We start from the raw sequence: 23,461 nt of genomic DNA on the forward strand, positions 1-23,461 counted from the left end.
GTGTATACCTGATTCGATAACGACTGCCGGCAGCCGGAAGTTACCCGATGCGGGTAACAGGACATCGTTGCGTAACAACGGCAAAGTGAATTAAAAAAAGAATGATGGTCTTAGGATGTTTCTTACAACTTCCTACGATTGTTCCGACTCAGATCGAAACAGCATCGCCCGATGACCACCCTTGCCCCGGACAGCGCCCCCCGGCGCGTTGCGTGCGAGGGCCCCACCTCCATGAACAGTACAGCTGGCACACCATATCTCGCTCCTTGAGATGATTGATGGTTGGATGAACAGCGCCGCCTTAGGCACGACAGTGCCCGACGCCCATAGGAAACAGCAGCCCTTCCACGCGAAGATGTAATTTTACGGACACCGGAAAGTCTTTATTCCCACGCCCACAACATAACGCAAGCGCCGTACTTAGTCCGCACAAGTTAAATAGGAAACATCTGAAACTTTAATAAGAAATTTCCACAAAAAAGCCCGAGACTCGGCTCGGGCTTGGCGTGTCGCGCAGCCTGTCAGGCGTCAGGCAGCACCAGTACCACGCGGCCTCCACACGGGCACTCGTCCATGTGGCGGTGTGCGGCGACGACCTCGTCAAACGGGTAGGCCTTGATGATGTGTGGCAATACCTGGCGGTCGGCGGTGAACTGGTTGATATCGCGCAGTGCGCGCTGCAGCGCCACCTGGTCCTGGGTGATGCCCAGCTCCGGCTTGCCGGTGAAGTTGCTCACGCAGTGCACGAAGAACTGGATGTTCTTCTGGAACGCCGCACAGGCCGGGAACGGCGTCTGGTTGCCGCCCTGCAGGCCGTACAGCACCAGGCTGCCGCGTGGCGCCAGCACATCGCCCAGCAACGACATCTGCGGGCCACCCAGGCCATCGAGCACCATGTCCACGCCGCGGTTGTCGGTGTACTTGTTGATCTGCATGAGCAGGTCCTGCTCTTCGGTCACGATGACCTTCTCTGCCCCCAGCTTGAGCAGGTTGTCGCGCTCGGCGCTGTCCTTGGTGGCGGCGATCACCTTCAGGCCCAGGGCCTTGCCCAGCTGCACGAAGGCCGGCCCGGCGCAGTGGCTGGCGTCGGTGACCAGGGCGGTCTGCCCGGCCTTGGCCCGCGCCAGGTCGACATAGGCGAAATAGGCGATCAGCAGCGGCGTGTAGTGCACGCTGGCCTCGATCGGGCTGAGGATATCGGGGTAGCGGGTCAGTGCGTTGCGCGGCAGCACGATGACCTCGCCATACACCGGGTGCTCGTTGGGGCTGGTGGCCGGAAAGCTGGCGACCTTGTCGCCGATGGCCAGGTCGTCGACGCCGGCGCCGAGGGCGGTCACCACACCGGCCATTTCGTGGCCGATGCCGGCTGGCAGGCGCGCATGGGACGGCGCCAGGTTCTGCCGCCACAGCACGTCGTACCAGCTGATGCCGATAGCCTGCACCCGCACCTGTACTTCACCGGCAGCCGGTTGCGGCGTGGCCACGTCCTCGCACTTGAGCACCTCGGCCTGGCCGAATTTGTGAAAACGGATCATGCGGGACATCGCAAACCTCGCCTAGTGAACCTCTAATACCCGCAACTCTATCGGGGCTATAGCGGTTAGACCATCAGTGGCCATTAATAGTCAACATGCCTGTCATTGATTGGTGATAGCGCCTGCTGCGCAATTTATGCGGTGCAGGGTACCGTCTTTGCCCTTAAGATTCACCCCTGCCCCGACCAGACCTATGAAGCGAAGCCGATGAACCGTAACGACTTGCGTCGCGTCGACCTGAACCTGCTGATCGTGTTCGAGACCTTGATGCACGAGCGCAGCGTCACCCGCGCCGCGGAAAAACTGTTCCTCGGCCAGCCGGCCATCAGTGCGGCGCTGTCGCGCCTGCGCAGCCTGTTCGACGACCCGCTGTTCGTGCGTACCGGGCGCAGCATGGAGCCCTCGGCGCGGGCGGTGGAGATCTTCGCCCTGCTCTCCCCGGCGCTGGACTCCATCTCCACGGCGGTAAGCCGCGCTGCCGACTTCGACCCGGCCACCAGCACGGCGGTGTTTCGCATCGGCCTCTCCGACGACGCCGAGTTCGCCTTGCTGCCGCAACTGCTCAAACGTGTGCGCGCCGAGGCGCCGGGCATCGTGCTGGTGGTGCGCCGGGTCAACTACCTGCTGATGCCCTCGCTGCTGGCGTCGGGTGAAATCTCGGTGGGCGTGAGCTGGACCAGCGACCTGCCGGCCAATGCCAAGCGCAAGGTGCTGCGTCGCAGCAGGCCCAAGGTGCTGCGTGCCGACAGCAAGCCGGGCAGCCTCAGTCTGGATGAGTTCTGCGCACGCCCGCATGCCCTGGTGTCGTTTGCCGGCGACCTGAGCGGGTTCATGGATGAGATCCTCGAGAAGCTGGGGCGCAAGCGCCATGTGGTGCTGGCCGTGCCGCAGTTCAACGGCCTGGGCAGCCTGCTGACCGGCACCGACATCCTCGCCACGGTGCCGGACTACACCGCCGAGCAGCTGACCGCCGCCGGCGGCCTGCGCGCCGAAGACCCGCCGCTGGAGGTGCAGAGCTTCGAGCTGCATATGGCGTGGCGCGGGTCGCAGGACAATGATCCGGGGGAGCGGTGGTTGCGGTCGCGGATTCAGATGTTCTTTGGCGACCCTGACAGTCTTTAGGGGCTTCGCGCATGCTTGTTAGCTGGTCATTTCTACTTTTTCCGAGCCTCAAAGAGCCATTTACTTCCAGCTAATTGCTACATTTTGGGCATATTTGAGGGCATGCTTTGGATGGTTTGAAAAGGATGCCCCCAACCGTCATTGTTGTCCTGTAGAGGCGGCTCGCAAACTGCCAAGCGTCTGGGCAATATCCTGACCAGCACACCATCGCGATGACAGTCTGCATTCATCGCCGCAACGGAGAAAAGCATGGCGCGCTAGCCTGCAAATTCGCCAACACCTTCTCATACTCCAAATCTCCCTCAGCCTCTCGTGCAGGGATCACCTCGCCATGTAACTGAGCACGCAGGTCATCCCAACGCTCCAATAAAACCTGCCAGTTATATTCATCGTAGGTCCCTCGAAAGATCACCGGATGCACATCAATGCGCGGTAGCTCCGCCGCTGGAATATCCCGCTCCAACGCTTCGTCCAGTTGGCGACTCCAGTGACTGCCCACCCGGTCGACCCGGCCGATCTGCTGCTCGACCACCCCGGGGTTCCATTCTGGATGCATGAGGATCACGGTGCGGCAGGCCAGGTGCAGGTTGAGACCTTCGCGACCGACGGCGGATTGGGCCACCAGCACCCGGGGGAAGCTGTCGGGGCGATTGAAGGCCATCTGCAACAGGCGGCGGGTGGACTGCTCGGTGCCGCCATACATCAAGCGGGCGAAGCCACCCTCTTGATGGGCATATTCATCCTGCAGGCGGGCGAGGAGCGGCTCCCATTGCACGGCCACTTCGTCTTGGGCGACGTCGCTGTCGTCCGCGTACCTGTCGCTGGCGGCCTCCAGCAACTGACGAAAGGCCGCGCAGACTTGCTCGGGGGTCGGTGATCCGGCCGGATCGCCGGTCAGGTCGAGGATCGCCCGGGTGAACAGCGCCACGGGATGCTTCTCGGCCGCGTCAGCCAGGTCCTTGTTGAGTTCGGCGTCCCTGAGGCATCCGAACATAGCCCGGGGCACTTGCTCGTGTTCGCCCAGCCCCGCATCCAGCCACTCCAGCAGGCGTCGGCGTAGTTGCTCGCGGCGCGAGCCCTGGCTGTTGTACTGGCGAGCCAGCAATTCAGGGATCGCGGCAAGGTCCAGGGGCGACTGCAACTGGCGATGGGCAACCTGTACCGCGGCCCACTCGGAATGATCATCGGTGTCATCGGCGCGGATAACGCTCTGCGGCCAGTACACCCCGGCGTCCAGCCTGCGCAGCATTTCCCGGGCGTTGAGCAGGCGTACCAGGACGCGCATGGGCGCGGTGAAACGCCCGAACACCAGGACCTTCTCCTTGCGCTCGTGCACCGCTTCGATGGCGCTGATCGTGGCCAGGATCGCCGGATGCTCGAACAGGTGATGAGGGCTCTGGAACGCTTGGGCAGCGCTCTTCAACCACCATTGCACGCGCTGCTGGCGCTTTTCATCGAGCGGATTGAGCGGCTGGTCCGGCGTCGATGCGGACGGTTCCACAGGTTCATCAATCTGCCCGAGCAGGTCGGCGATCCCGTGACCGTTGGCCAGGGTCAAGCGCAGGCGCTTGGCCGTGGCGTTTTCCTCCAGTCGCGACGCCACCGAGAGCGCCTCGGTCGCGCACACCGCCTGGCGCCAGGGCAGCGCCAGGCGCTGAACATCCACGCTGACCGGCTCGCGGGTATTGCGATGGCTCTCCCCACGGGTGCGTTCGGTGAAGCGCAGGACGTCGGCGTCTTCGCGCTTGTCCCGGCGCAGCAGATAGGGACGGAGCATGGTCTGGAAGGTGCTGGCCGCGGTCTCGTAACGATGCCGTGCGGCGTCACTCGAACGCCAATGGATGCGCAGGTGACGGATGGCCTGGTCAAAGTCGTCGATCACCGGCTGAAGCCGGTCGCACACGGCCTCGTCCAGCCCCAGCCGCTGGAAGGTCTGCCGCCATTGCTGGACGTTCAATTCCACGGGGGTTGCGGTCAGGCACAGGCGTCGGCAATCCGGCGCGCCGCAGAGCATGCCGAGCAAACGGCTGAGGCCACCGCCGCTGCCGCGACCTTTATGGGCTTCGTCGATCACCACCAAGTCGAACGTGCCCAGGCCAATCCCGACGGTCTGCTCCAGCCAGCTTCGATAGAGGCTGCCGTTGCCGTAGTCGGTGTAGACCTCCGGGTGGGGCCAGGGGTGCTGTGCAGTGACATCGCTCAACCAGGCACTGGCAGGTTGGCGGGGATTGTCCCTGAGTGCGTTGACGATACTGGCTGCGGTATTGGTGACCCACTTATCGTATTTACCCGAGTGCAGATAACCGTTCGGATACCGGCTTCCGGTTGCCTTGCGCCACTGCGCAAACACCTCGGGCACCAGCTCCCTGCGCCAACGCTGGGTGCCCTCTCCAAGGCGCCAATTGGCGAAAGCATGGGACAGCAGCACGGTTGGCACCTCGAACCACGGGGTCTGCTCGCTGGCCTCTGCGGCCCCCCAGGCTTCGAAATAACCCAGCAACCCGCGAAGCATGGGGGGCACGCTGACGCCGCCGCGTTTCAACTCGTCCTGCCACTGATAGCCCAGTCCCGGCGGCGCGATGATTGCGGCACGGCCTCCAGCCTCGTTGACCGCACCAATTAGCTCGACGGCGATACGGGTCTTGCCCATGCCCACTTCGTCGGCCAGCACGACACTGTGTTCGCCGATGCGCTCGGCCAGCGCCAGCACGCTGGCGCACTGGCCCTTGTTCAGGTGCGCAGCCGCCTCACCCTTTTCCCACGCCAATTGCTCCTGCTCCGCCACCCGCCTACGCAGGGCCGCCGAAACCTTCGCCCAGCTGAAATCCGTCCGTGTCATATCGCAGCTCCCAGGGGAAATGCACTGCCGAGCTTCCAATGAGCTTCGATGGTGCTTAGTGCCGTCTCGTAGCGCTGGCCTTCCGGGCCATCCGCCGTTTCCGCAAACCCTGGCCTGAATGCCGGTTGGCGCAGCGCGTGGAGAGGATTGAGCTCAAGGGCCAGGAACTGCTGCAACAGCTCGCAGCCGGCAGCCTGGCTGAGGGACTGCTCCAGGCGGGCACACCACAGTGGCCAGTCCCGAGGCTCCAGGGCCGTCTGTTTTGCGGCGATGCTTTCGATCAGTTCCATCATCTGCCGGATCGGATAGCGCGCAGCCTCCCCCGCAGATGCTCGGCTGCCCTGCCGGTCAGGCGAGTCCTGGGAGGGATCGAACGCATTGGGCAGTTCGTCTTCCCCGGGGGTGTGGGGGAATCCGTCGAGCTGCAGCCAAGCATCCTCCAGGCTGATGTCCGGCAAGCCGGTGGCGGCCAAACGGCCGAATCCGTCGAGTACCGGTACCACGGCAGTACGGGTAGCCCCGGCGTCCTGCCATGCCATCCGCACCTGCCGCGGTCGCGACCCGGACCAGACGAAGCCCTGCCCCTCGACCCAGGCACACGACTGCTCCGACGTGTCCAGCAGCGAGCAAGCCGGCTGCGCAAGCTCGTCGGCGCTCAACCAGCCGTGCTCCGGCGTCTCAGCATCCCGCCAGACCAGATAGGCGACAGGGGCCGCGGCGAATACCTCATCGCCCACTTCGAGGTCCTGGCCCTGACGCAGGTTTTCGGGGACACACTCCTGCTCCCGTTGGATCGGTAGTCGATAGCCGATCGCTTGCGGGTCGGCGACAGCCGTCTTCGCCGGATACCAGTTCATCGGTTCAGGAGCGAAGACCACTCCGGCCTCCAGGTTGCCCTTCAAGCGCCCCATCTGCAGGGTGAAGCCCTGTCGGGTCAGGTTGCCCGAGCCAAGGTAAAGCCACGGGCTGGCGGTTTTTCCCGAGTGGCCGACCTCGCTGGCGCTGAAGATGAACTTGGCGTGCAAGGTGCGCTGGGGCTGCTCAGCAAACCAGGCCGGCTGGGCCGCAGGTTTTACGCTGATGCCTGCCGCCTTCAATCCTGGGACGGCATCAGCGATGCCCTGACAACTCGCCTCGTTGACGAAAAGGTCCACGCAACTGCTCGCCGTCAATAGACGGGGCTCGCCCTCTTCACCGCGCAGGCGTCGGACGATGCTCAGCGGGACCGATGACTGCTCGACGGCCAGGGACGATTCATAAAAACCCGAGCCCATGGCCAAATAGTTGCGCGCGCTGCCACGGCCCGAGGCATGCAGTACCTTGGCTGACAACTGGTCGAGTAGGGACTTGTTGCGGTTATCGAAGAAGCGCGGGGTCAGGTTGGCTGCACAGGGCTTGACCAGCTTGAGCAGACACTTGTCCAGTTGCTCTACGACGTCTTTCGTATCCGAATTAGCCTGCAGCGCCCGCCCGTCGTAACGGCTGCGAAGCCAGCCCAGCAGTCCCCAGGCGCTGCTGATGTCCGCACACACCTGCCGAGTGGCGTCGGACGGCGACGACAGGTCATCGCTGTGCAAATCCAGGCACCAGACCAGGTCGAGGCTCTGTTCCAGGGTCTGTCGCGTCCAGTTACCGGTGGACACCAGCAGGCGCAGACACCAGGCACCGCTGGTGTCCGTGCTGCGAAAAGCCAGCAGCGCCACCTTGGCGTGCATCAGGTTGAACGGCAGCTTGCCGTTGGCCCACGGCAAGTGCAGCAGGCCCGGCACCCCGATGGGGTCGATCTGGCCCGCACGCGGGTCCAGCATCAGCGCCAGAAGCGTCTGCCCGGCATAGGCACGCTGATTGGCCTGCTGGTAGGTGAAGCGTTCAAGGGCCTCATTGAGGAAACCCTCGTCTGCGGAAAAGCCGCACAGCCAGCCGAACTGACCGGTGAAACCCTCCGGTACCTCGAAGTGCCGAACGAGAGAAGCAGGTACCTGGTTCATAGATTCACCTCTTCGATGGCTGTGCTCGGGTTCGCTGAAGTGCTGACCTGCGCCAGGCCCTGGAGATCCAGGTCCAGACACCGCAGGCGCTCAACACGGTGGGAGATCCAGGCGGGCAGCGCTGCATGGACTGGCACCTCGGAAACCTCGTCGGTCACCCGGTCGCCGTCGATTGGCGCGCCCTGGTGCAGGAATGCAGCGCCGGGCACAACCTCCCGGCCGCGCAGACGCAACACCCGGTCGTCGCGGCGGACCAGGTGGGTCAGCAGGCTCGCATCGTCGGGGTCCGCGCATTCGCGGCAGAAGGCCTCGGCCACGGTGATTGTCCGTTGCGCCATTGGGTTTTCAAGGAACAGGCGGGCCAGTTGCCGCAGGTGATCCAGGCGCGTGGCGATACGCTCGGGCAGGACATTGTCCAACCTGAAGCGCAGCGTGCTCAGTACTGCCAGATGCTGCTCCAGCGCGTTGAGCACATCGTAGGCCGCATCCTGGACCTGGAAGAACAACGCGCCGTAGTGCAGGTCGTTCCAGTGCTCGGGGTCGATGGCATCAGGTCGCAGGCGCCAGTCGAACCCCTGCGCCGGCTCGGCGTGACGGGCGGCCAGCCAGCGACGGATAGCGACGCGGCGTTCACCCCCGTCTGCACCGCTGTCGATACGCCGCGACAGCAGCGCACAGGCGGCTGCGGGCAACCCGTGCAGCGGTGAAAGCAGCTTCCGGACACCGGGCTTCAGGTCACCCACCGCGCGGCCTCTCAGCGCCCATTGCACCAGGGTCTCCAGCAGCGCGCCGTCATCCTCGCTGCTGGCATTGATGAACTCACGGCCGAAGTCCGTGCAGGCGAAGGCATTGAAGCGCTCGCCCTGGGCATGCACCAGCCCAAGGGCCAGCAAGGCCTGGCCGGAGCCCATGCGCATCGGCTGGCTGACATAGAAGCCGGGCTTGCACAGGGTCTTGAAGTCGAAACCGGCCTTGCCGCGCAGCTTCTCCGAGCCGCGCACCCGGCTATCACCCTGGCCGTTGTAATGGGTGAGCGCGAAGTAACAGCCCAAGGCTTCGACGGCATTGGCCGCGGCGATGTTCGAGTGCGTCATTCCGTGCCGGCGCAGGGCCTGGGCCAGGGCGACACCCAGGGTCGCCAGCAGCAATTGCTTGGCGTACCAGACAGCGCCCATGCCGGGCACGGCTCGCTCGTTGTACTCGCGAACCGCCGCGCCGATATCGAGTGTGCGGGTCCGTCGCTCGCTGCCCGCATGATCCGGGCCACACAGCCCCCAGGTCATGGTCATTACAACATCCTCTTCATCCGTGAAAGATCGGTATTCGTACTGGCATAAGGCCGCTAACGATAGCAAAATGCTGCAATCGCAACCAGATCGGATCGTGTCCCGGGAATGGTGTAACGGAACCAGCCGATGCACTCAGATTGGCCCTGCCTGAATACAGGCTGGATGCCACCTCGGCGACCTATATGAAGGATGAGATGACATGGACACGAAAGAGACCCTCGAACAGGGTGTTCTCTATGCGCAGGCTGGCTTCAACGAACTGCAGAACCAGTTCCTGAACGATGCATTGGATCAATACTCGGTGATGCTCAAGCAATCGATCACGAGAAAAGATGGTGAGTATGCAAACTGGACCCTGGATAAACAGCAGGGTCGAATCGCAGAGGCTCACCACGCGGGCTCATACAACATCGAAGCAGCTGGCAAAGGGGCCAACAACCACCGAGCCACCCTCGATGTAGGGCGACACAACGATCCAGTCACCGACATTCGCATCAACACCCCTGATGGCTCCAAGGACTACCAGCTCAAGTTCTACAAGACTGCCGAGGACAGCACCAAAGCCATCAACCATGGTGACTATCAGGACGTAGGCAAGATCGTCCCGGAGGAGCAGCTCGCTGACGCCCGAACCGTTGCCAATGACGAGGCGAAAAATAACGCACAGAAGCGGCCCGAGGTCAGCAAGAACTACAAGAAGACTGCTGAGACCCTGGATGACTCGATCCACTCGGACGACCGCCCTGACATCAAGAGCAAGTCACTCAAGCGTCGCGGCAAAGGCAGTTCGGAGGAGCTCGTCAAAGAAACAACCAAGGAAGACAAAGGCCCCGAGTACGCAGAAAAGGACCGCGTACGCGCTGAGTTCAATCGCATGCAATACGCGAATGCAGCCAAGGCAGGAGCAATCGGTGGTGCAACGCTAAGCGCCGCTTCCGAGCTACTTGGCATCATGCGCAGCGATGAATCCCTTACGATGGAGCAGTGCTATGAGGCAGCCGAGCGCATTGTTCTGAGCTCGATAAAGGGTGCCGGCAATGCCGTTCTGGTCACTGGCATTCAGCATCTTGGCCAGAACCTGATCGACAGCGCCTCACACACCGTACTCAAGAACGCAGGCGGCCACATGATCAAAGGCAACATCGCTTCGGCTGTTGCCAACATTGCTGTCAGCCTTGGCCAGAACATCTATAAGTTCTCGCGAGGAGAAATCGACAGTTTGGAGTTCGGCGGTTCAATGATCAGCACCACGGTGTCAGTCGTGGGCGGATCCTTGGCTTACAGTGCAGGCACCGCAACGGCGACCTTCCTGGGCCAATGGGTGGCTTCCGAGATCGCCTCCACAGCGCTGTTTGGCACCACGCTTGGCGCCCTTGGCCCCATTGCACTGGGCGCCGTATTCTCGATTGGGTTCTCCTTCGCTGTCTCGGCTTATGTTGGCCACTTCGCAGGCCAAGGTAGAAAGCTGGCAATGGAGGATATGCAGTCTGCGATGTCCCAGCTCACCAACGGCTCGATTAACCTGTCGCAGTACGCTGGGCTGGTCGGAACGATGTCCGAATTCAAGTTCGAGTGGAAGGACATGCTGCCGTTTTCCGGCAGTATCTCGGTATTCTCGGAATACCGTGCTCGCAAAGGTCAGCTCATGGCCGTGCAGAAGCAGATCGAGCAGCAGATCGCCAGCCTTCCCTCCCAAGAGGCAGGGGCCCTTTATCAGCTTAAGGCCAGCTACCAGCAGAAGATTCTGCAGATTGAAGAAGACTACGAGCGGCAACGCCAAGAGATCACACGACAGGCCGGTGAGCGTTATCAGATGTTGAGCAAAGACCTGAACGCTCACTTGGAACTTCAGTTCCTCATGTTCACCCCTATCAAGAATACTCTTCTCGGCGAACGCAAGGCGCTCCAGGCAGCCAGTACCGAGCAGCAACTCGAACAGGCGCGCATGGACTCCTATCGCGAGGAGCTCAAAACATTGCAGCAGTCGCTCGAAGCGACTGCATTCGAGGGTGGTGACACCGACAAAATCGCACGGACGATGCTCGCCACAATCGATGTCCGTCTCACGGACGTGCTGCCTGAGCAGACGTCTTGGGATCAGGCCTACGAATTTTTTGTGCGCCCGTAGTGCAAGGAGCCCAGGATGCTAAAGAAACTTGTCCATTACTTCACCAGTCGTAGTCTGGATAAGCATCTGCAGAAAACGCAGTGCATGATCGATGAGTATGAACGCGAGGCCGCGGCTAGCCAGGCCCGGGTTCAAGCTCAAGCCGATGCTTACAAGCTTCAAATCCAGCAGCTCGCCAAGCTGCGCGAGGAAGAACTCAAGCAGTATATGGAGTTCCTCAACGATCACATCGAGAAGACCACAGACTACATCAACCATCTCAAAGACCTCCCGCAGGCCATGTTCCTGTGTGTCGAGGCTTGGCTGCGCAAAAACATCAGCGAGCTGCGCTGGAATCTTGAGCGAGACAAAACCCAGGTCATCCGATCAACGATTTCGTACCTGGATGAACTCAATCAAGAGATAATCCGCCTATCGCGCGCCGACGAACGTCGCACCTGGCAAGCACAAATCGCGAACCGTACGCCTCGCGTCACGACCCCAGAGATCACCAAGCTCGTCAAACAATTTGCCCGAGATGCCAAGTCCGATGCCAAGGACTATGAACGGGATCTGAGCCGCATCAAAAGCTATCAGACCAAGCTGCGAAAGCAGCTAAGTGACCTCAGGGTTTCCACCTCCGAGCTCAAGGCCGAGAAAGAGCGGAACAGTGAACAACACCAGCTCGTTAGACAGCGAGTGAAGGCCCTCTACGAGCAGTGCGGTACCAAATTCAGAGCACTGCAGGACATCTTCGAAAACTACTACCAGTTCTCGGACAGCGAGTCGCCTCTGGCCAACCTGTGGATTTCACAAATGCCCAATGGCGGTACGCTCAGGGAAATCAATCAGGTGCTCATCGATACAAGGCCCGATTGGGAAGACGCCAAGCGCAGAACATCAGACCTCAAACATCGTAGAGCGATTATCCAAACGCGCATCAAGTGGGCTCATGACTTTAAAGAGTTCTCCACACTCGACGCGGACAAGGAAGCACGCTCAGAGATTTTCCATTCGCTGGCAGCCGCCCGCGAGCACCAGGACAATTTCTTCAACGCCCGTCAGGTGTTCACATCTCGTCGCGATGAAATCAAAAAGCTCATGGGCTGGATCAACGACCTGCACCCCTCAAAAACCATCGAACAGGTATTCACCCTGCTCTCGCGCGACGACACAGACATCTACTGGCCAGCGATCGGCCTGGCAACCAAGTCAGTGCGTCACCCAGCAAGGAGGCAACAATGAGCACATCAAGCACAATACGTGTGAGGCTCAGCTTCCAATGGGGTGCCTGGCAATTCAGGGAGTGCTTCATCGCCATTTCCGAGGCCGTGCGACTGGGTTACACCACCAACGATGAGTTAATCAACGTGCTGCCCCAATTTTCGGTCAACCGCCTTGTCCTGGGCTTGGACAAATTGCTCGCAGCGGAAATGGCACACCTCAACATGGACACGCTCTCCATCGATGACGACATGCGCATCGTCGAGGCACTCGCGGCTGGCCAGGTGTTTGAGCTGCCGCTGACCATCGAGCAACTGGAGCGAAACGACCCTCTGATGAGCAAGATTCTGATGGGTATTGGCGTACGAAACCCAGCGGGTGCGCTGTCGCTTTTGAAGCCAAAAGTTGAGGGAATCTGAGATGACATCTAAAGAGCACTTCAACCAGGACGACCTGAGCACATCTCCTTCCCCTGTCACGCCGGATCCAGACTTCCTCGATCACATCGACGACTGGCTGGAGTACCTGGTAAAGCTTGTCGAGATCACAGCCGATCCGATCACCCGCGCAAAGTATGAAAGACAGATCAGGTATGTCCTGCGATTCCGCAGTGGCGCCAACTGCAATGTCGCTCACAACAACACCTTGGCTAAATATTACACCGAGGCGGCTGGATCCACAGACGATGCATCGGACAGCAAGCCGGCATGCTCCCCCCGCGCTACCGATCGCAAAACGAAGGTTGGATCTGAACTTGCCGAATTGGGGCTGCACGATTCGATGGCCATCCATGCCACCGCGCCGGTGCAGGAGTGCTACCTGACTGACACTTATGCCTACTCCCAAATCCAAAAAGCCTTGGCTTGCGAAGACATTTTCTTCCTCCAAGGGCCTCCCGGTACGGGTAAAACCACTGCGATCGTGGAGATCATCCTCCAAACCCTACGTAGCAAACCCGAAGCGCGAATCCTCATCAGCTCCGAAACACACGTCGCAGTCGACAACGCCCTTGATCGCCTGACCACGCACCTTTCAGCTTCCGACATGTCCATGGTGATGCGCTACCCACGCTTCATGGTCGCCACCTTGGAAAACCCTGCAGCCATCGAAGTACAAGCTTTTGATCGGGCTGATGCTGTGTGGAGAGGTGCCTGGGAGAAAGCGCCGGAGCTCACAGAGCGGTTGTGGCAAAAGCTGGATCGCGGACGCACGAACAGCGACGGGAACGTCGACCTTCCCCGGTGGCTAGTCCGCAACCTCGCCGACCGGCATCAGATCATCGGCGTGACCTGCAACCAGGTGGATCACTTCATCGACAAGGACAGTGACATGTTCGACCTGGCCATTGTCGATGAGTGCTCCAAAGCCACCCTGCCCGAGTGGCTCATGGCACTCACAGTGGCCCGCAAGTGCGTGCTAGTGGGCGACCACAAGCAGTTGCCACCGACCTTCTGCAAAGAAGAGTCTTCGGCCCTCTCAGCACTCGACAAGGCCCAGGAGAAACTTATCAGAGGTGGCGTCATCGAGCGCATCTTTGAAAACTTCCCCGGGCACATGAAAGGCACGCTACTGAAGCAGTACAGAATGCTGCCTGAGATCGGAAAATTCATCTCCAAGCACTTCTACAACAACAGCCTCGCCCACAGCCGCACGGAAGGTAATGGTCTGTTCGAGCACTTCGCCTGGCTGACCTACGATTCCAAGGACTATTTCGTCCCCCCTGAACGCAAAAACGAAGAAGAGAAGACACTCATCAACCAGCGCGAAATTCAGATTATCGTTGATCGCCTGAAGACCATGTGTGAGCAAATCGTCGAAGCGAAAGCTGCGGTGACTGCTGATGCCGCCGCGGGTGGTGATGCTGCAAACTCTGGTGATGTGATGCTGAATGACAGCACCCTCACGCATGAAGACGAAGAGGCCAAGCCCTACTTCAGCGACGGCAAGCGGCTGAGCGTGGCCGTGATCACGCCGTACCGCGCACAGTGCAGGCAGCTCAAGCTTGTCCTGGGAAAACTCGATTTCCGTGAGCACCTGACGATCGAGGTGGATACCGTCGATGCGTTCCAAGGACGGCAGGCTGACGTCGTCTTCTTCTCGTTCGTGCGCACCGTGGGGCCGGCCACGTTCTATGCAGACGACCGACGCATGAACGTTGCCATTTCCCGGGCCAGAGACTGCGTGTATCTGGTTGGAAGCATCGACTACATCCGTAGCAAGAGGGTACCTGCACTGACAGCGCTCGTGGGAAGACCGGTATTAACCCGGGTTGGATGATGCAGGCCGCGGAGAAAACGCTCTCAGCGGGAACCTACCCTGGTCAAGCGGTTTCAGGTGGAACGATAGAGACTGAGAGGATGAATGGATCCTCGATAAGCCCAAGTACCGGGAGAGGGATGTCATCGAGCGTCTATTTGGCTGGCTGAAAGAGCACCGCCGGCTGGCCACGCATTACTGCAAGCTCGCAACAAGTTATGTGGCCATGGTCGCATTGGCCTGCCGCCAGCGGCGTTTAGGACCTCTCTTCGTAGAGTGCCTAGATCACAGCTGCAGCAGTATCGATGCCGCGCGTTCGCTTGGATCGATTGAGCCAGCCTTGCGTTGGTGGGTCGCCCAGTTTAAGGGCATCACGTTCCGGTATCATCGCTGCCTACCCCGTCAGCGTGTAAGCGACAGCTGATTAAACAAAGAAGATCCCGCCTTTCAAGATCTCATCGAACGCTTCGTGCGTGTTACTCCGCTGAAGTATCCGAACTTGCCAGAGATAGAATGAACGAACCATCTGGCCTTCGGAGGCCGCAAACTCGCGATAGGTTGTTCCGCGCGACACCAAGGCTGCACCACAAGCCCCACTCAGCTGCGTCGGCCGTACTGGCCCCCAGCCCGCATTCCAGTGGGAATAGTCCGCCACCGCTTTTCCATCCTCTAGAACCTCAACGTTGCCGCCCTCGTGGCGCACCTCATTTTGAGCAGCCTGCACGAGTGTCGGCACAAATAATCTAGATGGATAGAGGTTCAGCTGCAGGTATCCCATGCGATCAAAGTCAACCCGTCCCGCCAAAGGCAAAGACGCCGACGGGTCGTCCAAGAGCTCATCGATAGGCATTCTACGCAGCCATATCTTTCCGTCGAGCGGCTTCGTAGGAGCGCTCGATAGCGTAGGCATGTCGTGCCAGTAGGTGTCGAGATGTACTGCCAAGTCCTGATCCGCCACCTCACTGTCACCGACCTGCAACCAACGCACCAGCGATACCTCAACACAACGCCCCATCGTCATCTCTACGGGAGAGCTGAGCGCAACTAACTCATCACCGGGTCGCTCGGCTTCGACGCGGTCGACGACACCTCGCAGGATTTCCTCAATCACCGTTGAGTCCCCGCTGAAGTCCCCCCGAATCAGCCCCCATGCCGGACGTAACGGTCTCAGCGCAGCCAGCGCTGGATGAGCGGGCAATGCGTTAAGCGCGTAATGGCGAACGACGCCGGCCGACAGTCCCCACAACTGTTCTGCTACCACCAAGGTACGCAGATAGGCAGAAATCCCACGAAGGGCGGCACGACTCGAGTACGGCCCCACGAACCCTTCGCCCAGCGACCGCGAAAAGTGCCAGAAGTCCCCCTGTATAGGCGACTCAGGATAAGCCGTCTGGTTCTGTGCCCATTCGAACGCCATCTGGCGGATTAGCGGGAGCGAGGTTCAATTCTCTAGCCGGCTCAGATTCGTTCGTAAGTTCCTGGCCAGTTGCAGCCCCTGCATGCCATCGAAGTCACCGGGAATCTTGAAGTCTGGGGGGGCCACTTTAAGGTCAACATCGAGCGCCTGCGCCTCAAAACCGAGGGCCTCTAAGAACAGGTTGGACAGCAGGGACGGTTTGGGTGTGCGCTTCAACAAGTCTAGATTGGCAACGTAACCCTCCACCTCCGCCGCAATCCAGAAAATGCAAAGCGCCTCGACGACTTCCGCCTCAAGCTTGCACGAGTTCAGCAATCTCAGGAGCGCAGCCTCGGTTTCTACCGCTGTGGCAGGGGCGCCCAGTCGTTTTGCCAACTCCTGCATTGTCCACCATCGGCCCGCGGGTATTGGCCATCCGAGACGAGCAATGAGAATTCGAAGATCGTCCATCACTCCTCCTGAAAGTCTACTGTCGCCAGTTCTACTCCCCAGAGCGGCACAGTCAGGGGTAGCGTTCGAGTATCTTCGAGCACGCAATCGACCATCACCTGCGCAAATGCGACCGCTTCATCAATGCGTTTTTGCTTCGCATAGAAAGATGCGCCATACGTGGTCAAGACCGTCCAAGATCAGCACGAACGGTTTGTCGAGCGACTTGTAGTGGGATGCAGCGGCTTCCAATAAAGCTCGCAGGCTGCCTGAGGTAGAAGGAACGTTCGGATGAAATCGTTTGATCTGCGACCGGATAGACTCCTCGACAACGTGGCTGTGTACGCGATCCCGACCACGCTCCGTCGTGGACAAAAAGTAGTGGTGGCGTACAGTTGGAATATCTTTTTCGGCAAACGTGTCGCACAGAGCGCTGAGGTAGGTGCTCTTGCCACGGCCTGGCGGCCCAGTCAAGACAATCGCCTTACCGGCCGAGCGCATGACTTCCTCGACGAATTCGCGATGGAAGACTGCATCGGGTACCTCATACCCCTTAGGGACTGCAAAATCCTCGGGCAGCGGTGCAGGCGGCGTCGCTTGAAGGATCGCGCGAAGCTCTGGCAACGTAATCCAGCCGGACGGCGGCGGAGAGTCCTTCTGAGTAGCCCAGTTCAAAGCAAGAGTTTTGAGTACGGCGATGCCCTCCGGCGTGCCATGCGCGCGTAACCTTGCGTCAATCTCGTGTTCAAGAGTTTCGTAACCCTTATCGCTGTGCGTGATCTGCAACTGGTCGAGAAACTTCTTGCAGTCGTTCTCGTCGCCAAGCTCGGCGATAAGCGCCGCGCGCCTCGGACCAACAACTTTGGAAAAGTCAATCTTGCCGTTCGATAGACAGACTTCAATCTCGGCATCTGGTCGGCGATTGGTCAGCAGAGAGATTTCGCCGATCCGCGCGGGGTCCAGCGACCGGTATGCGTCATACCATTTTTTCAACATCGACCGGGATCGCTCTGTCTTGCCTGACTTCTCAAGCAACCAATCCCAGGACAGCGGATGTGCATCAGGGTTTGGCGTGAACTTTACCTGCTTGAGATCCTGCAGACCGTCTGAACGCTCCACCACGATGTCATCCAGCCCCATCGGTGCGTCCGCATCGACGTCACATTCGAACTTAACCATTGCGTAGCGACTCGGCGCATCTAGCCAGTCGCACAACACCCGCAACCCTTGCCGGTTCTGATAGATATAGCCGGCTGCGGTGATCGCCGTGTTCTTGATGTTCTCAGTCATCATTTGCGGTCCTTTGTGCCGCGATTTCAGGTGAGCCCATGTCCGTGCGGCACAAAACCGGCGCCAATCAGATCATCAACTGACGTTTCAGGTAAGCGGTCGGCATAGGCGCCCGGTTGGCTACACCAGCGCATCGAGGCGCCGCTCAGCGATGAAGCCTCTCTTACGCCAAGTTGCACGTACAAATGACTGGAAATTAGCCTTCCCCTTGAGTTTTAAATCGTCAGCATGATCTGTGACGATGATTTGCGGCATCATCCCGGTAGCCGCTTTAGTCTGTTCGCAAAACTCGACCAGCTTGTTAAACATGTTCGTTACCGCGCTTAAGTCGTCGTCCAAACGATCAGTGCTTGCAGTCTTCTCAGCTAGCGCCTTAGCGTCAAAGGCCTGGCCATGGTCAATTTTGGTCGGGAAATAGACCTGGGTGGGCTGATCTAGGAACAGGATGGGAGGGATTTTGCAGCCCTCTTCATGCTTCAGCGCGAACACCGAGTGGAGTGCAAGGAACAGTGTCAGGTGGGAATAAAGCCAGTTCGCCCCACTCCCCATCGAACGGAGGTAAACGTTACCCATGTCGGCACTCTCGTGCCACAGATCGAAAGTGTGCAGATCGAACTTTAGGTTGATCGGCTGGTAAGCTTCTTCAAAATCGAACCCGGCACCAATGCGGGCCATCTCACTGTTGATCAGGTCGCTCAGGTCGCCCATTTTTCCGCTGACGTTGTAGGCATCCAGGAGCGGCTTGATCACGGCCAATCTGTCTTTGATGAATTGGAGAGTACCCTCATACTCGGTTTTAGGCTTGCTATCGTAGTCCTCGATAACCCCCTCGATGCGGTGTTTCACGCGCAGCGCAATCTCATCAACCGTCTTGCTTTTCTTGAGATCTTCGACCTGCTTGGTCAACTGGTTGATGCTGGTCTGGATACCCGAAAGGACATCCTTTTCCTTGGCCAGCGATTTGATGAGTTTGTTTTCCTCATCTCTGAAACTCTCCCGCGCATAGGACGTGGTTTTGAGCTCACGGTTCATCCAGCCAATCGCGGCGGTCAGCTTGTTCGCCTCCACCTCCACTTGCTCATGGGGCGCATCGCAGAATGGGCAATACGCGTCGCTAACCTCGGCGTACTCCGGCACCGGAATCTCGGCGATGTTCTTGGCGAAATCTTCTGTGAGGCTGATCGAGGACTGCACCGCGTGGAGTTTGTCCTGAAGTTCACGAACGATGATCGTCTGTTTCGACCGGTCGTCTTCGAGCGCTTTTTTGCGCAGCGAGTAGGCGTCTGCCTGACTGTCTATTCGAACGTTCGCGTCGTGGATCTTGCGGAAAGACGGCTTGAGACTACCCGCAATCTGGGCGCCCGTAAGCGGGGTCAGATCCGTGCCACTGATCGCCCTGTACTCGGCCAGCAGGCCGTCGATGCGCTTAATAAAACGCTCTTTCTCGTCCTTTGTCTTAGGCAGCTGCGCCTCGATCTTCTTCTGCTCAGCCCGGAGATGATTTTGCTCTTGGGACAGATAGAAGTAATCCTGATCGACAAAATTCATGAATATCTTCAGGTGTTCGATCGCCTGGTCACGTTTCTCTTTTTCATCGAAACGGTAGAAGAGTGCATGCTTGTTCGCCACCAAATTTTGATGTTGTAGCATGTACGAGGCAAAGCTTCGTACTGAAGGCGTTGCGCTCTTCGACTTCCCATACTCACGCGGCGAGTCGTCTTCATCAATATCCGTCATGGTAACAGCGAAGTAGCGACCTAACTCTTTATTAAAGTCTCGTACTGATAAAAACATATTCGGCGTGAAGAATGCGTTAATATTCTTCATCCGCTGGAAAATCTCATCAAGCGAGCCACTGACCTCACTGATGAAAATCTTATTTGTATCGCGTGTTCGCGCCAGACACAGAAGCTCAGCCTCTAGCTGCAGAATGGTGAAATACATCTTCGCCCGGGTGGTAATGACACCTTTCGGAATCGTGTCATCGCTATTACCAAAGCAAAAATCGAATATTTCAATAATCGCACTTTTGCCCATCGAAGACTTGCCTGTGATGATGTTCAGGCCAGCCTTGAACGTGACCTGATGCACTTCATTATCACGATCCACCACACCGACAGATTTGACGTAACATTTCATAGCTGCACAATCCCTAGCGACTTGAATACCCGAGGAGCTTCTCGATCCTGCAAGAGCCTTGCCAGATTGCGCGCAGACGCCACTTTCTGCCCCAAACCCTTCAGGGGTGGATACGTTTTTTTTGTGACCCTGACGATCATGTCATCATCGATCGTCAGATACTCCGCGCTCACCAGACTCATCAATGTAATGTTGGTGACCTCTCGCAACGACTGGATCCGCTTATGAACACCCGCGATTCGCGTTTTATCGCCTACCATTGTGCGCCAGGTATTCCGCTCGCTGATACGGTGCAGGTATGTAGACGTCGCCTCATGCAGCACAAAAGGCAGCACAAGATAGCTGAAGAGAATGTTCTTCTGCGTTTCCTGTAGCTCGCTGTAGAACCCGTGGAGAATGGGTGCCATGATCAACGGACTGCGCTGCAGGGTATGAATGTGGTCAATGGTTGTAAAGTTCATCACCAAAGCCTCCAATGTAACTTCTCATTACCCTGTTCATCCTCATCGTCTGCCAACATGTGCCAGACCCCATTCCGAAACTCCACCGAGGTGCCATCGAATGCTGACATTCCATCGACGGGCTCACCGCAACGGGCATCAAAGAAGTTCTGCGATTCGAAACACCACTCCCCTTCAGGCTTTCGGGAGCAGCGCCTCATCTCGACCGACCTTAAACTCTTATGCCGTTTCAGCTGATCATGCTTGTAATTATCGACGTCAATCTTCTCGACGGTGAATCGCTTAAATTCGTTGGAGATGGTGTGCACGGCCACCATGTGCTCTAGTATCGCAGAGGATACTTTGTCGGCATACTCTATTTCATAAAGCTTCTTCACAAACAGCCGATCAACATAGCCGGACTTATCCTCGCTTTCGAAGATCGCCGGATCAACCACAGGGAACTTTCGCGAGTTTCTTCCGTACCGCGAGAACAACTTAGCAAACTTAATATCGAAATCTTCGTAGGTGATCTTCCATCCGTCCTTGGCAAGGCAAGGCTCGATCAAGTAGCCCAGCAGCGCCTGGAAATACTCATCACGCTGTGTGGGATCAATCCCTTTACCAAAGCGGCTTCGAGCATCGAGTGCACGCGATTTGAGGCCAGGCTCATCAGAGAGTATCTTGACCTTTTCGATCACGTCCTGCAGAACAGATCTTCTTTCATCTGCCATGACGAACTGCTGAGCCTGAACGGCCTTGGAAGGCTTCTTCCGGGATTCAGTTATACGCGCCTCACTGTCAGCCAGTACTTTGTCAAGCAATGCCAGGCGACCATCACCGCTGAGGTCGTTCCAATGGCGCAGCTCTGCCGTTGCGCCGTAGGACTGGGTCGTGAGCAAGATGAGCTCGGCATACTTCTCTTGCTTGAACTTCGGTGACAACCAATTCTTCAGGGTATTCCAGAAATTGATGTGTCCATCAGTAAGGTCATCAATGAAGTTTTTGACTTCGACCTGGACACTACCACTGACAGTGACATCACCATACACCTCAAGCCAGAGGGTCTGCCCTTCGACCAATTGGTGGCAGTACTCAAGTGTCACGATCAACTGGTAATCAATGGCCTCCAGCAATCTGGTTGCATCGTTGGCAAGCTTAGCCACAACATTCTCCGCTCTTTGCTTCACCGTTGCGGTGTGCAGATTCGCGAGGAGATCGAGCGCCGTCCTGGCCAATCCGCCTACCAAAGCGGCAAAATCAATTCAGGCACGAAAACCCTGTACCTTGTGTAGCCAGGCCACACAACTGTATCCATATACAGTCATAGAGGACGATAGCTTCGCGATTTTAGCGTGATGGCATTTTATTAGCAAAAAGCCATGCTCCGTTCTAATCCTGATAATCTAACTTGCTGGCTGTCAGCAACAAGGACGAAGGTGCATGGTTTTTTCGACGGATAACGGTGGGTTCGAATTTGATTGCAAAGCCGCGAAGATGTCACTCGGTTCCAGCACATGGTCAACCCGACTGAGCCAGCTTCGCAAGATGACCGGGCGAGTGAGTATTCTCACCGCCGACCTTCCGGATCCCGGCTACGCCATTGGGGTCCTTAGCAAACGCCCGACAGATGTCCACATCGTCACTCACTTGAACGCAGCATCAGCCGCGAAGAAGATCAAACAGGCGCTCCCGGATATACGCATCGCGCTGCATCCTGGCCTGGGTGCCAAAGCCATCTTCGTTGCACCCAAGACTCTATGGATCATGAGCGGTGACTTCGGCAGAGGCAGCAAGCTCGACGCAGGCGTGGGCTTTCATAGCCCCGAGCTGTATGAAAAAACATGGTCGCAGCTCTTCGCACGAGCATGGCGGGAAGCGCATGAAGTCACTAATGTATGAAGTTTACACAGGAGTACAAAAGTACCCCTGCACATGTAATCACCCCTCCGAGTGCGGATGTCCGCCGACTTCAATCGCTTGTAGTTCTTTTAGCCATACCTGCATCCCCAGTAACCTGTGCTGTCGTTTGCCTTGTCATTTCACAGAGCAGACGCCCGCCAAAGACCGACCGGATCGATAGCTGCCGCTCGTGACAAACGGCCCCATAGATATGCAGCCCCGCCCCGCTTCTTCCCATCCGCCATGGGGGGTAGATTTTTCTGACTGCCCCCAGTGTGCGCTACCTCGACAGGTGTCAAAAATCGTCATTCTTGATCGCGCATCCTGTCGAGGGTATCAAGGGGTATTTCTGGGGGTTACATTTCTACTTTTGCAAACTAGGAACACCGTCCTAGAGCCCTGTCAAAATGTTCTTTGGCGACCCTGACAGCCTCTGACAGACCAGCCTCCCAGCACACCCCGCAAAACATGGCCCCAAGCCACCATTCAGGTTATTGTCGACATTTTTCCCGGCAGAGGCGCTCTAATCGTGTCAGTGCCACTGACACAGCCTGTCAGTCGTCCTCGCTAGAGTCGCCGCCAAGCCCATCGACAAGGACCCGCCATGGCGGCCACCGATCACGACACCCTGGCCCTGCGCCTGGCCGATACCCTGCGGTTGCTGCAAAGCGGCGAGCGCCCTACCCGCCTGCAACTGGCCGAGCGCTTCGGGGTCAGCGAGCGCACCATCTACCGTGACCTCAACCGTCTGGGCGATGTGATCGAGCCCGGCGCCAACGGGGTCTACCAACTGGCCCGCCATCACCGCAGCAGCCTGTCCCCCGCCGACCTGCAGACCTTCGCCCGCATCAGCGGTGTCGAGCAACTGTTCCCGGCCAACGACCGACGCTCCTGGCTGGACCTGCTAAAACCCGGCCCCACCAGCTTCCTGGTACGCGACGGGCATTTCGCCGCCCAACGCCCGGACAGCTGCGACTTCCGCGAGCTGGGACGGGCGATCGAGCAACAGCGCCGCTGCCAGCTGAACTACACCGGCAAGCAACGCCGAATCGAGCCCTACAGGCTGATCCACAACAAGGGCATCTGGTACCTGGCCGCCACCGAAGACGGTCGCCTCAAGAGCTTCGCCTTCGCCCGTATCGATGCCTTGCAGGTGCTGGACGAATCCTTCGTTGCCGACCCGGCCACCCAGGCGCAGATCGAGAGCGACGATGACATCTGGTTCGGCGAAGACCGCCTCGAGGTCACCGTCCAGGTCGCCGCCAGCAACGCCTACTACTTTCTTCGGCGCAACGTGCTGCCGCACCAGGAACTGATCGAGCAGCAGGCCGACGGTCGCCTGCTGCTGCGCTGCCGGGTCAATCACCCGAACCAGCTGCTGCCGATCATCCGCTACTGGATCCCCCATGTACGCATTCTCGAGCCCGCCTGGTTGCAGCAGCAACTGCGCGACGAGCTCACCGACTACTTGCACTGAACAGCAG

17 protein-coding genes and 1 pseudogene are annotated in these 23,461 nt (G+C 58.6%); 8 read left to right on the forward strand and 10 right to left on the reverse strand.

Features of this window, described 5'->3' with window-relative positions; translation table 11 throughout:
* Positions 1-521: 521 nt before the first annotated feature.
* The gene (locus tag DN388_RS11365; RefSeq protein ID WP_043863985.1) at positions 522-1,544 is read right to left on the reverse strand and encodes a zinc-dependent alcohol dehydrogenase family protein; all 1,023 of its coding nucleotides are present in this window, start codon (positions 1,542-1,544) and stop codon (positions 522-524) included.
* Between the two features lie 198 nt (positions 1,545-1,742).
* On the opposite strand from DN388_RS11365, the gene DN388_RS11370 reads away from it, so the two are divergent.
* A complete protein-coding gene (locus DN388_RS11370) occupies positions 1,743-2,657 on the forward strand; it encodes a LysR family transcriptional regulator (protein ID WP_043863986.1) in 915 nt (304 codons plus the stop codon).
* Positions 2,658-2,883: 226 nt separating this feature from the next.
* On the opposite strand, the gene DN388_RS11375 is transcribed toward DN388_RS11370, so the two are convergent.
* From DN388_RS11375 to DN388_RS11385, 3 genes are read right to left on the reverse strand one after another with little or no spacing between them, the layout of a single operon-like run.
* Entirely contained in the window at positions 2,884-5,496 is a 2,613-nt protein-coding gene (locus tag DN388_RS11375; protein ID WP_080922933.1) for a helicase-related protein, read from the reverse strand.
* Positions 5,493-7,484: a hypothetical protein gene (locus tag DN388_RS11380; protein ID WP_043863987.1), complete on the reverse strand. Its 1,992-nt coding sequence runs from the start codon at positions 7,482-7,484 to the stop codon at positions 5,493-5,495. The genes DN388_RS11375 and DN388_RS11380 overlap by 4 nt, the downstream gene beginning before the upstream one ends.
* The gene (locus DN388_RS11385; RefSeq protein ID WP_043863988.1) at positions 7,481-8,773 is read right to left on the reverse strand and encodes a hypothetical protein; all 1,293 of its coding nucleotides are present in this window, start codon (positions 8,771-8,773) and stop codon (positions 7,481-7,483) included. The genes DN388_RS11380 and DN388_RS11385 overlap by 4 nt, the downstream gene beginning before the upstream one ends.
* A 199-nt stretch (positions 8,774-8,972) precedes the next feature.
* On the opposite strand from DN388_RS11385, the gene DN388_RS11390 reads away from it, so the two are divergent.
* The 5 genes and pseudogenes from DN388_RS11390 to DN388_RS11410 form a co-directional block, all read left to right on the forward strand.
* A complete protein-coding gene (locus tag DN388_RS11390; protein WP_043863989.1) occupies positions 8,973-10,901 on the forward strand; it encodes a hypothetical protein in 1,929 nt (642 codons plus the stop codon).
* Positions 10,902-10,916: 15 nt separating this feature from the next.
* On the forward strand, positions 10,917-12,125 hold the full coding sequence (locus DN388_RS11395) for a hypothetical protein (protein WP_043863990.1): 1,209 nt from the start codon (positions 10,917-10,919) through the stop codon (positions 12,123-12,125).
* A complete protein-coding gene (locus DN388_RS11400) occupies positions 12,122-12,523 on the forward strand; it encodes a hypothetical protein (RefSeq protein ID WP_043863991.1) in 402 nt (133 codons plus the stop codon). Before DN388_RS11395 ends, DN388_RS11400 begins: the two co-directional genes overlap by 4 nt.
* Before the next feature lies 1 nt (position 12,524).
* Entirely contained in the window at positions 12,525-14,381 is a 1,857-nt protein-coding gene (locus tag DN388_RS11405) for an AAA domain-containing protein (RefSeq protein ID WP_043863992.1), read from the forward strand.
* Positions 14,382-14,469: 88 nt separating this feature from the next.
* Positions 14,470-14,604, forward strand: a pseudogene (locus tag DN388_RS11410) (transposase); the annotation flags it as partial.
* Positions 14,605-14,784: 180 nt separating this feature from the next.
* Here the strand turns inward: DN388_RS11410 and DN388_RS11415 are convergent.
* From DN388_RS11415 to DN388_RS11440, 6 genes are all read right to left on the reverse strand, one after another.
* Positions 14,785-15,471 (reverse strand): hypothetical protein, encoded by a 687-nt coding sequence (locus DN388_RS11415; RefSeq protein WP_235384369.1) that lies wholly within the window; start codon positions 15,469-15,471, stop codon positions 14,785-14,787.
* A gap of 330 nt (positions 15,472-15,801) precedes the next feature.
* Complete coding sequence (locus DN388_RS11420) at positions 15,802-16,227, reverse strand: hypothetical protein (RefSeq protein WP_235384371.1); 426 nt, start codon at positions 16,225-16,227, stop codon at positions 15,802-15,804.
* Positions 16,228-16,347: 120 nt separating this feature from the next.
* The gene (locus DN388_RS11425) at positions 16,348-17,496 is read right to left on the reverse strand and encodes an ATP-binding protein (protein WP_235384376.1); all 1,149 of its coding nucleotides are present in this window, start codon (positions 17,494-17,496) and stop codon (positions 16,348-16,350) included.
* Positions 17,497-17,616: 120 nt separating this feature from the next.
* The gene (locus tag DN388_RS11430) at positions 17,617-19,635 is read right to left on the reverse strand and encodes a DUF3732 domain-containing protein (RefSeq protein WP_043863994.1); all 2,019 of its coding nucleotides are present in this window, start codon (positions 19,633-19,635) and stop codon (positions 17,617-17,619) included.
* Positions 19,632-20,096, reverse strand: a complete 465-nt coding sequence (locus tag DN388_RS11435) for a three component ABC system middle component (protein WP_043864094.1) — start codon at positions 20,094-20,096, stop codon at positions 19,632-19,634. Before DN388_RS11435 ends, DN388_RS11430 begins: the two co-directional genes overlap by 4 nt.
* The gene (locus DN388_RS11440) at positions 20,096-21,241 is read right to left on the reverse strand and encodes a hypothetical protein (protein ID WP_043864095.1); all 1,146 of its coding nucleotides are present in this window, start codon (positions 21,239-21,241) and stop codon (positions 20,096-20,098) included. Before DN388_RS11440 ends, DN388_RS11435 begins: the two co-directional genes overlap by 1 nt.
* A gap of 277 nt (positions 21,242-21,518) precedes the next feature.
* On the opposite strand from DN388_RS11440, the gene DN388_RS11445 reads away from it, so the two are divergent.
* Both DN388_RS11445 and DN388_RS11450 read left to right on the forward strand, forming a co-directional pair.
* The gene (locus tag DN388_RS11445; protein WP_254999856.1) at positions 21,519-21,977 is read left to right on the forward strand and encodes a hypothetical protein; all 459 of its coding nucleotides are present in this window, start codon (positions 21,519-21,521) and stop codon (positions 21,975-21,977) included.
* Between the two features lie 604 nt (positions 21,978-22,581).
* On the forward strand, positions 22,582-23,454 hold the full coding sequence (locus tag DN388_RS11450) for a YafY family protein (protein WP_254999858.1): 873 nt from the start codon (positions 22,582-22,584) through the stop codon (positions 23,452-23,454).
* Positions 23,455-23,461: the final 7 nt, after the last annotated feature.

Source organism: Pseudomonas sp. S12(2018) (assembly GCF_024355235.1).
Classification (GTDB): domain Bacteria; phylum Pseudomonadota; class Gammaproteobacteria; order Pseudomonadales; family Pseudomonadaceae; genus Aquipseudomonas; species Aquipseudomonas palmensis.

What these genes read in the sequence shown, in the direction of transcription:
- DN388_RS11435 (WP_043864094.1), bottom strand. Translation starts at nt 20,096, where the DNA reads ATGAACTTTACAACCATTGACCACATTCATACCCTGCAGCGCAGTCCG.
- DN388_RS11425 (WP_235384376.1), bottom strand. Translation starts at nt 17,496, where the DNA reads ATGACTGAGAACATCAAGAACACGGCGATCACCGCAGCCGGCTATATC.
- DN388_RS11380 (WP_043863987.1), bottom strand. Translation starts at nt 7,484, where the DNA reads ATGAACCAGGTACCTGCTTCTCTCGTTCGGCACTTCGAGGTACCGGAG.
- DN388_RS11420 (WP_235384371.1), bottom strand. Translation starts at nt 16,227, where the DNA reads ATGGACGATCTTCGAATTCTCATTGCTCGTCTCGGATGGCCAATACCC.
- DN388_RS11445 (WP_254999856.1), top strand. Translation starts at nt 21,519, where the DNA reads ATGGTTTTTTCGACGGATAACGGTGGGTTCGAATTTGATTGCAAAGCC.
- DN388_RS11365 (WP_043863985.1), bottom strand. Translation starts at nt 1,544, where the DNA reads ATGTCCCGCATGATCCGTTTTCACAAATTCGGCCAGGCCGAGGTGCTC.
- DN388_RS11395 (WP_043863990.1), top strand. Translation starts at nt 10,917, where the DNA reads ATGCTAAAGAAACTTGTCCATTACTTCACCAGTCGTAGTCTGGATAAG.
- DN388_RS11405 (WP_043863992.1), top strand. Translation starts at nt 12,525, where the DNA reads ATGACATCTAAAGAGCACTTCAACCAGGACGACCTGAGCACATCTCCT.
- DN388_RS11375 (WP_080922933.1), bottom strand. Translation starts at nt 5,496, where the DNA reads ATGACACGGACGGATTTCAGCTGGGCGAAGGTTTCGGCGGCCCTGCGT.
- DN388_RS11385 (WP_043863988.1), bottom strand. Translation starts at nt 8,773, where the DNA reads ATGACCATGACCTGGGGGCTGTGTGGCCCGGATCATGCGGGCAGCGAG.
- DN388_RS11400 (WP_043863991.1), top strand. Translation starts at nt 12,122, where the DNA reads ATGAGCACATCAAGCACAATACGTGTGAGGCTCAGCTTCCAATGGGGT.
- DN388_RS11450 (WP_254999858.1), top strand. Translation starts at nt 22,582, where the DNA reads ATGGCGGCCACCGATCACGACACCCTGGCCCTGCGCCTGGCCGATACC.
- DN388_RS11390 (WP_043863989.1), top strand. Translation starts at nt 8,973, where the DNA reads ATGGACACGAAAGAGACCCTCGAACAGGGTGTTCTCTATGCGCAGGCT.
- DN388_RS11370 (WP_043863986.1), top strand. Translation starts at nt 1,743, where the DNA reads ATGAACCGTAACGACTTGCGTCGCGTCGACCTGAACCTGCTGATCGTG.
- DN388_RS11430 (WP_043863994.1), bottom strand. Translation starts at nt 19,635, where the DNA reads ATGAAATGTTACGTCAAATCTGTCGGTGTGGTGGATCGTGATAATGAA.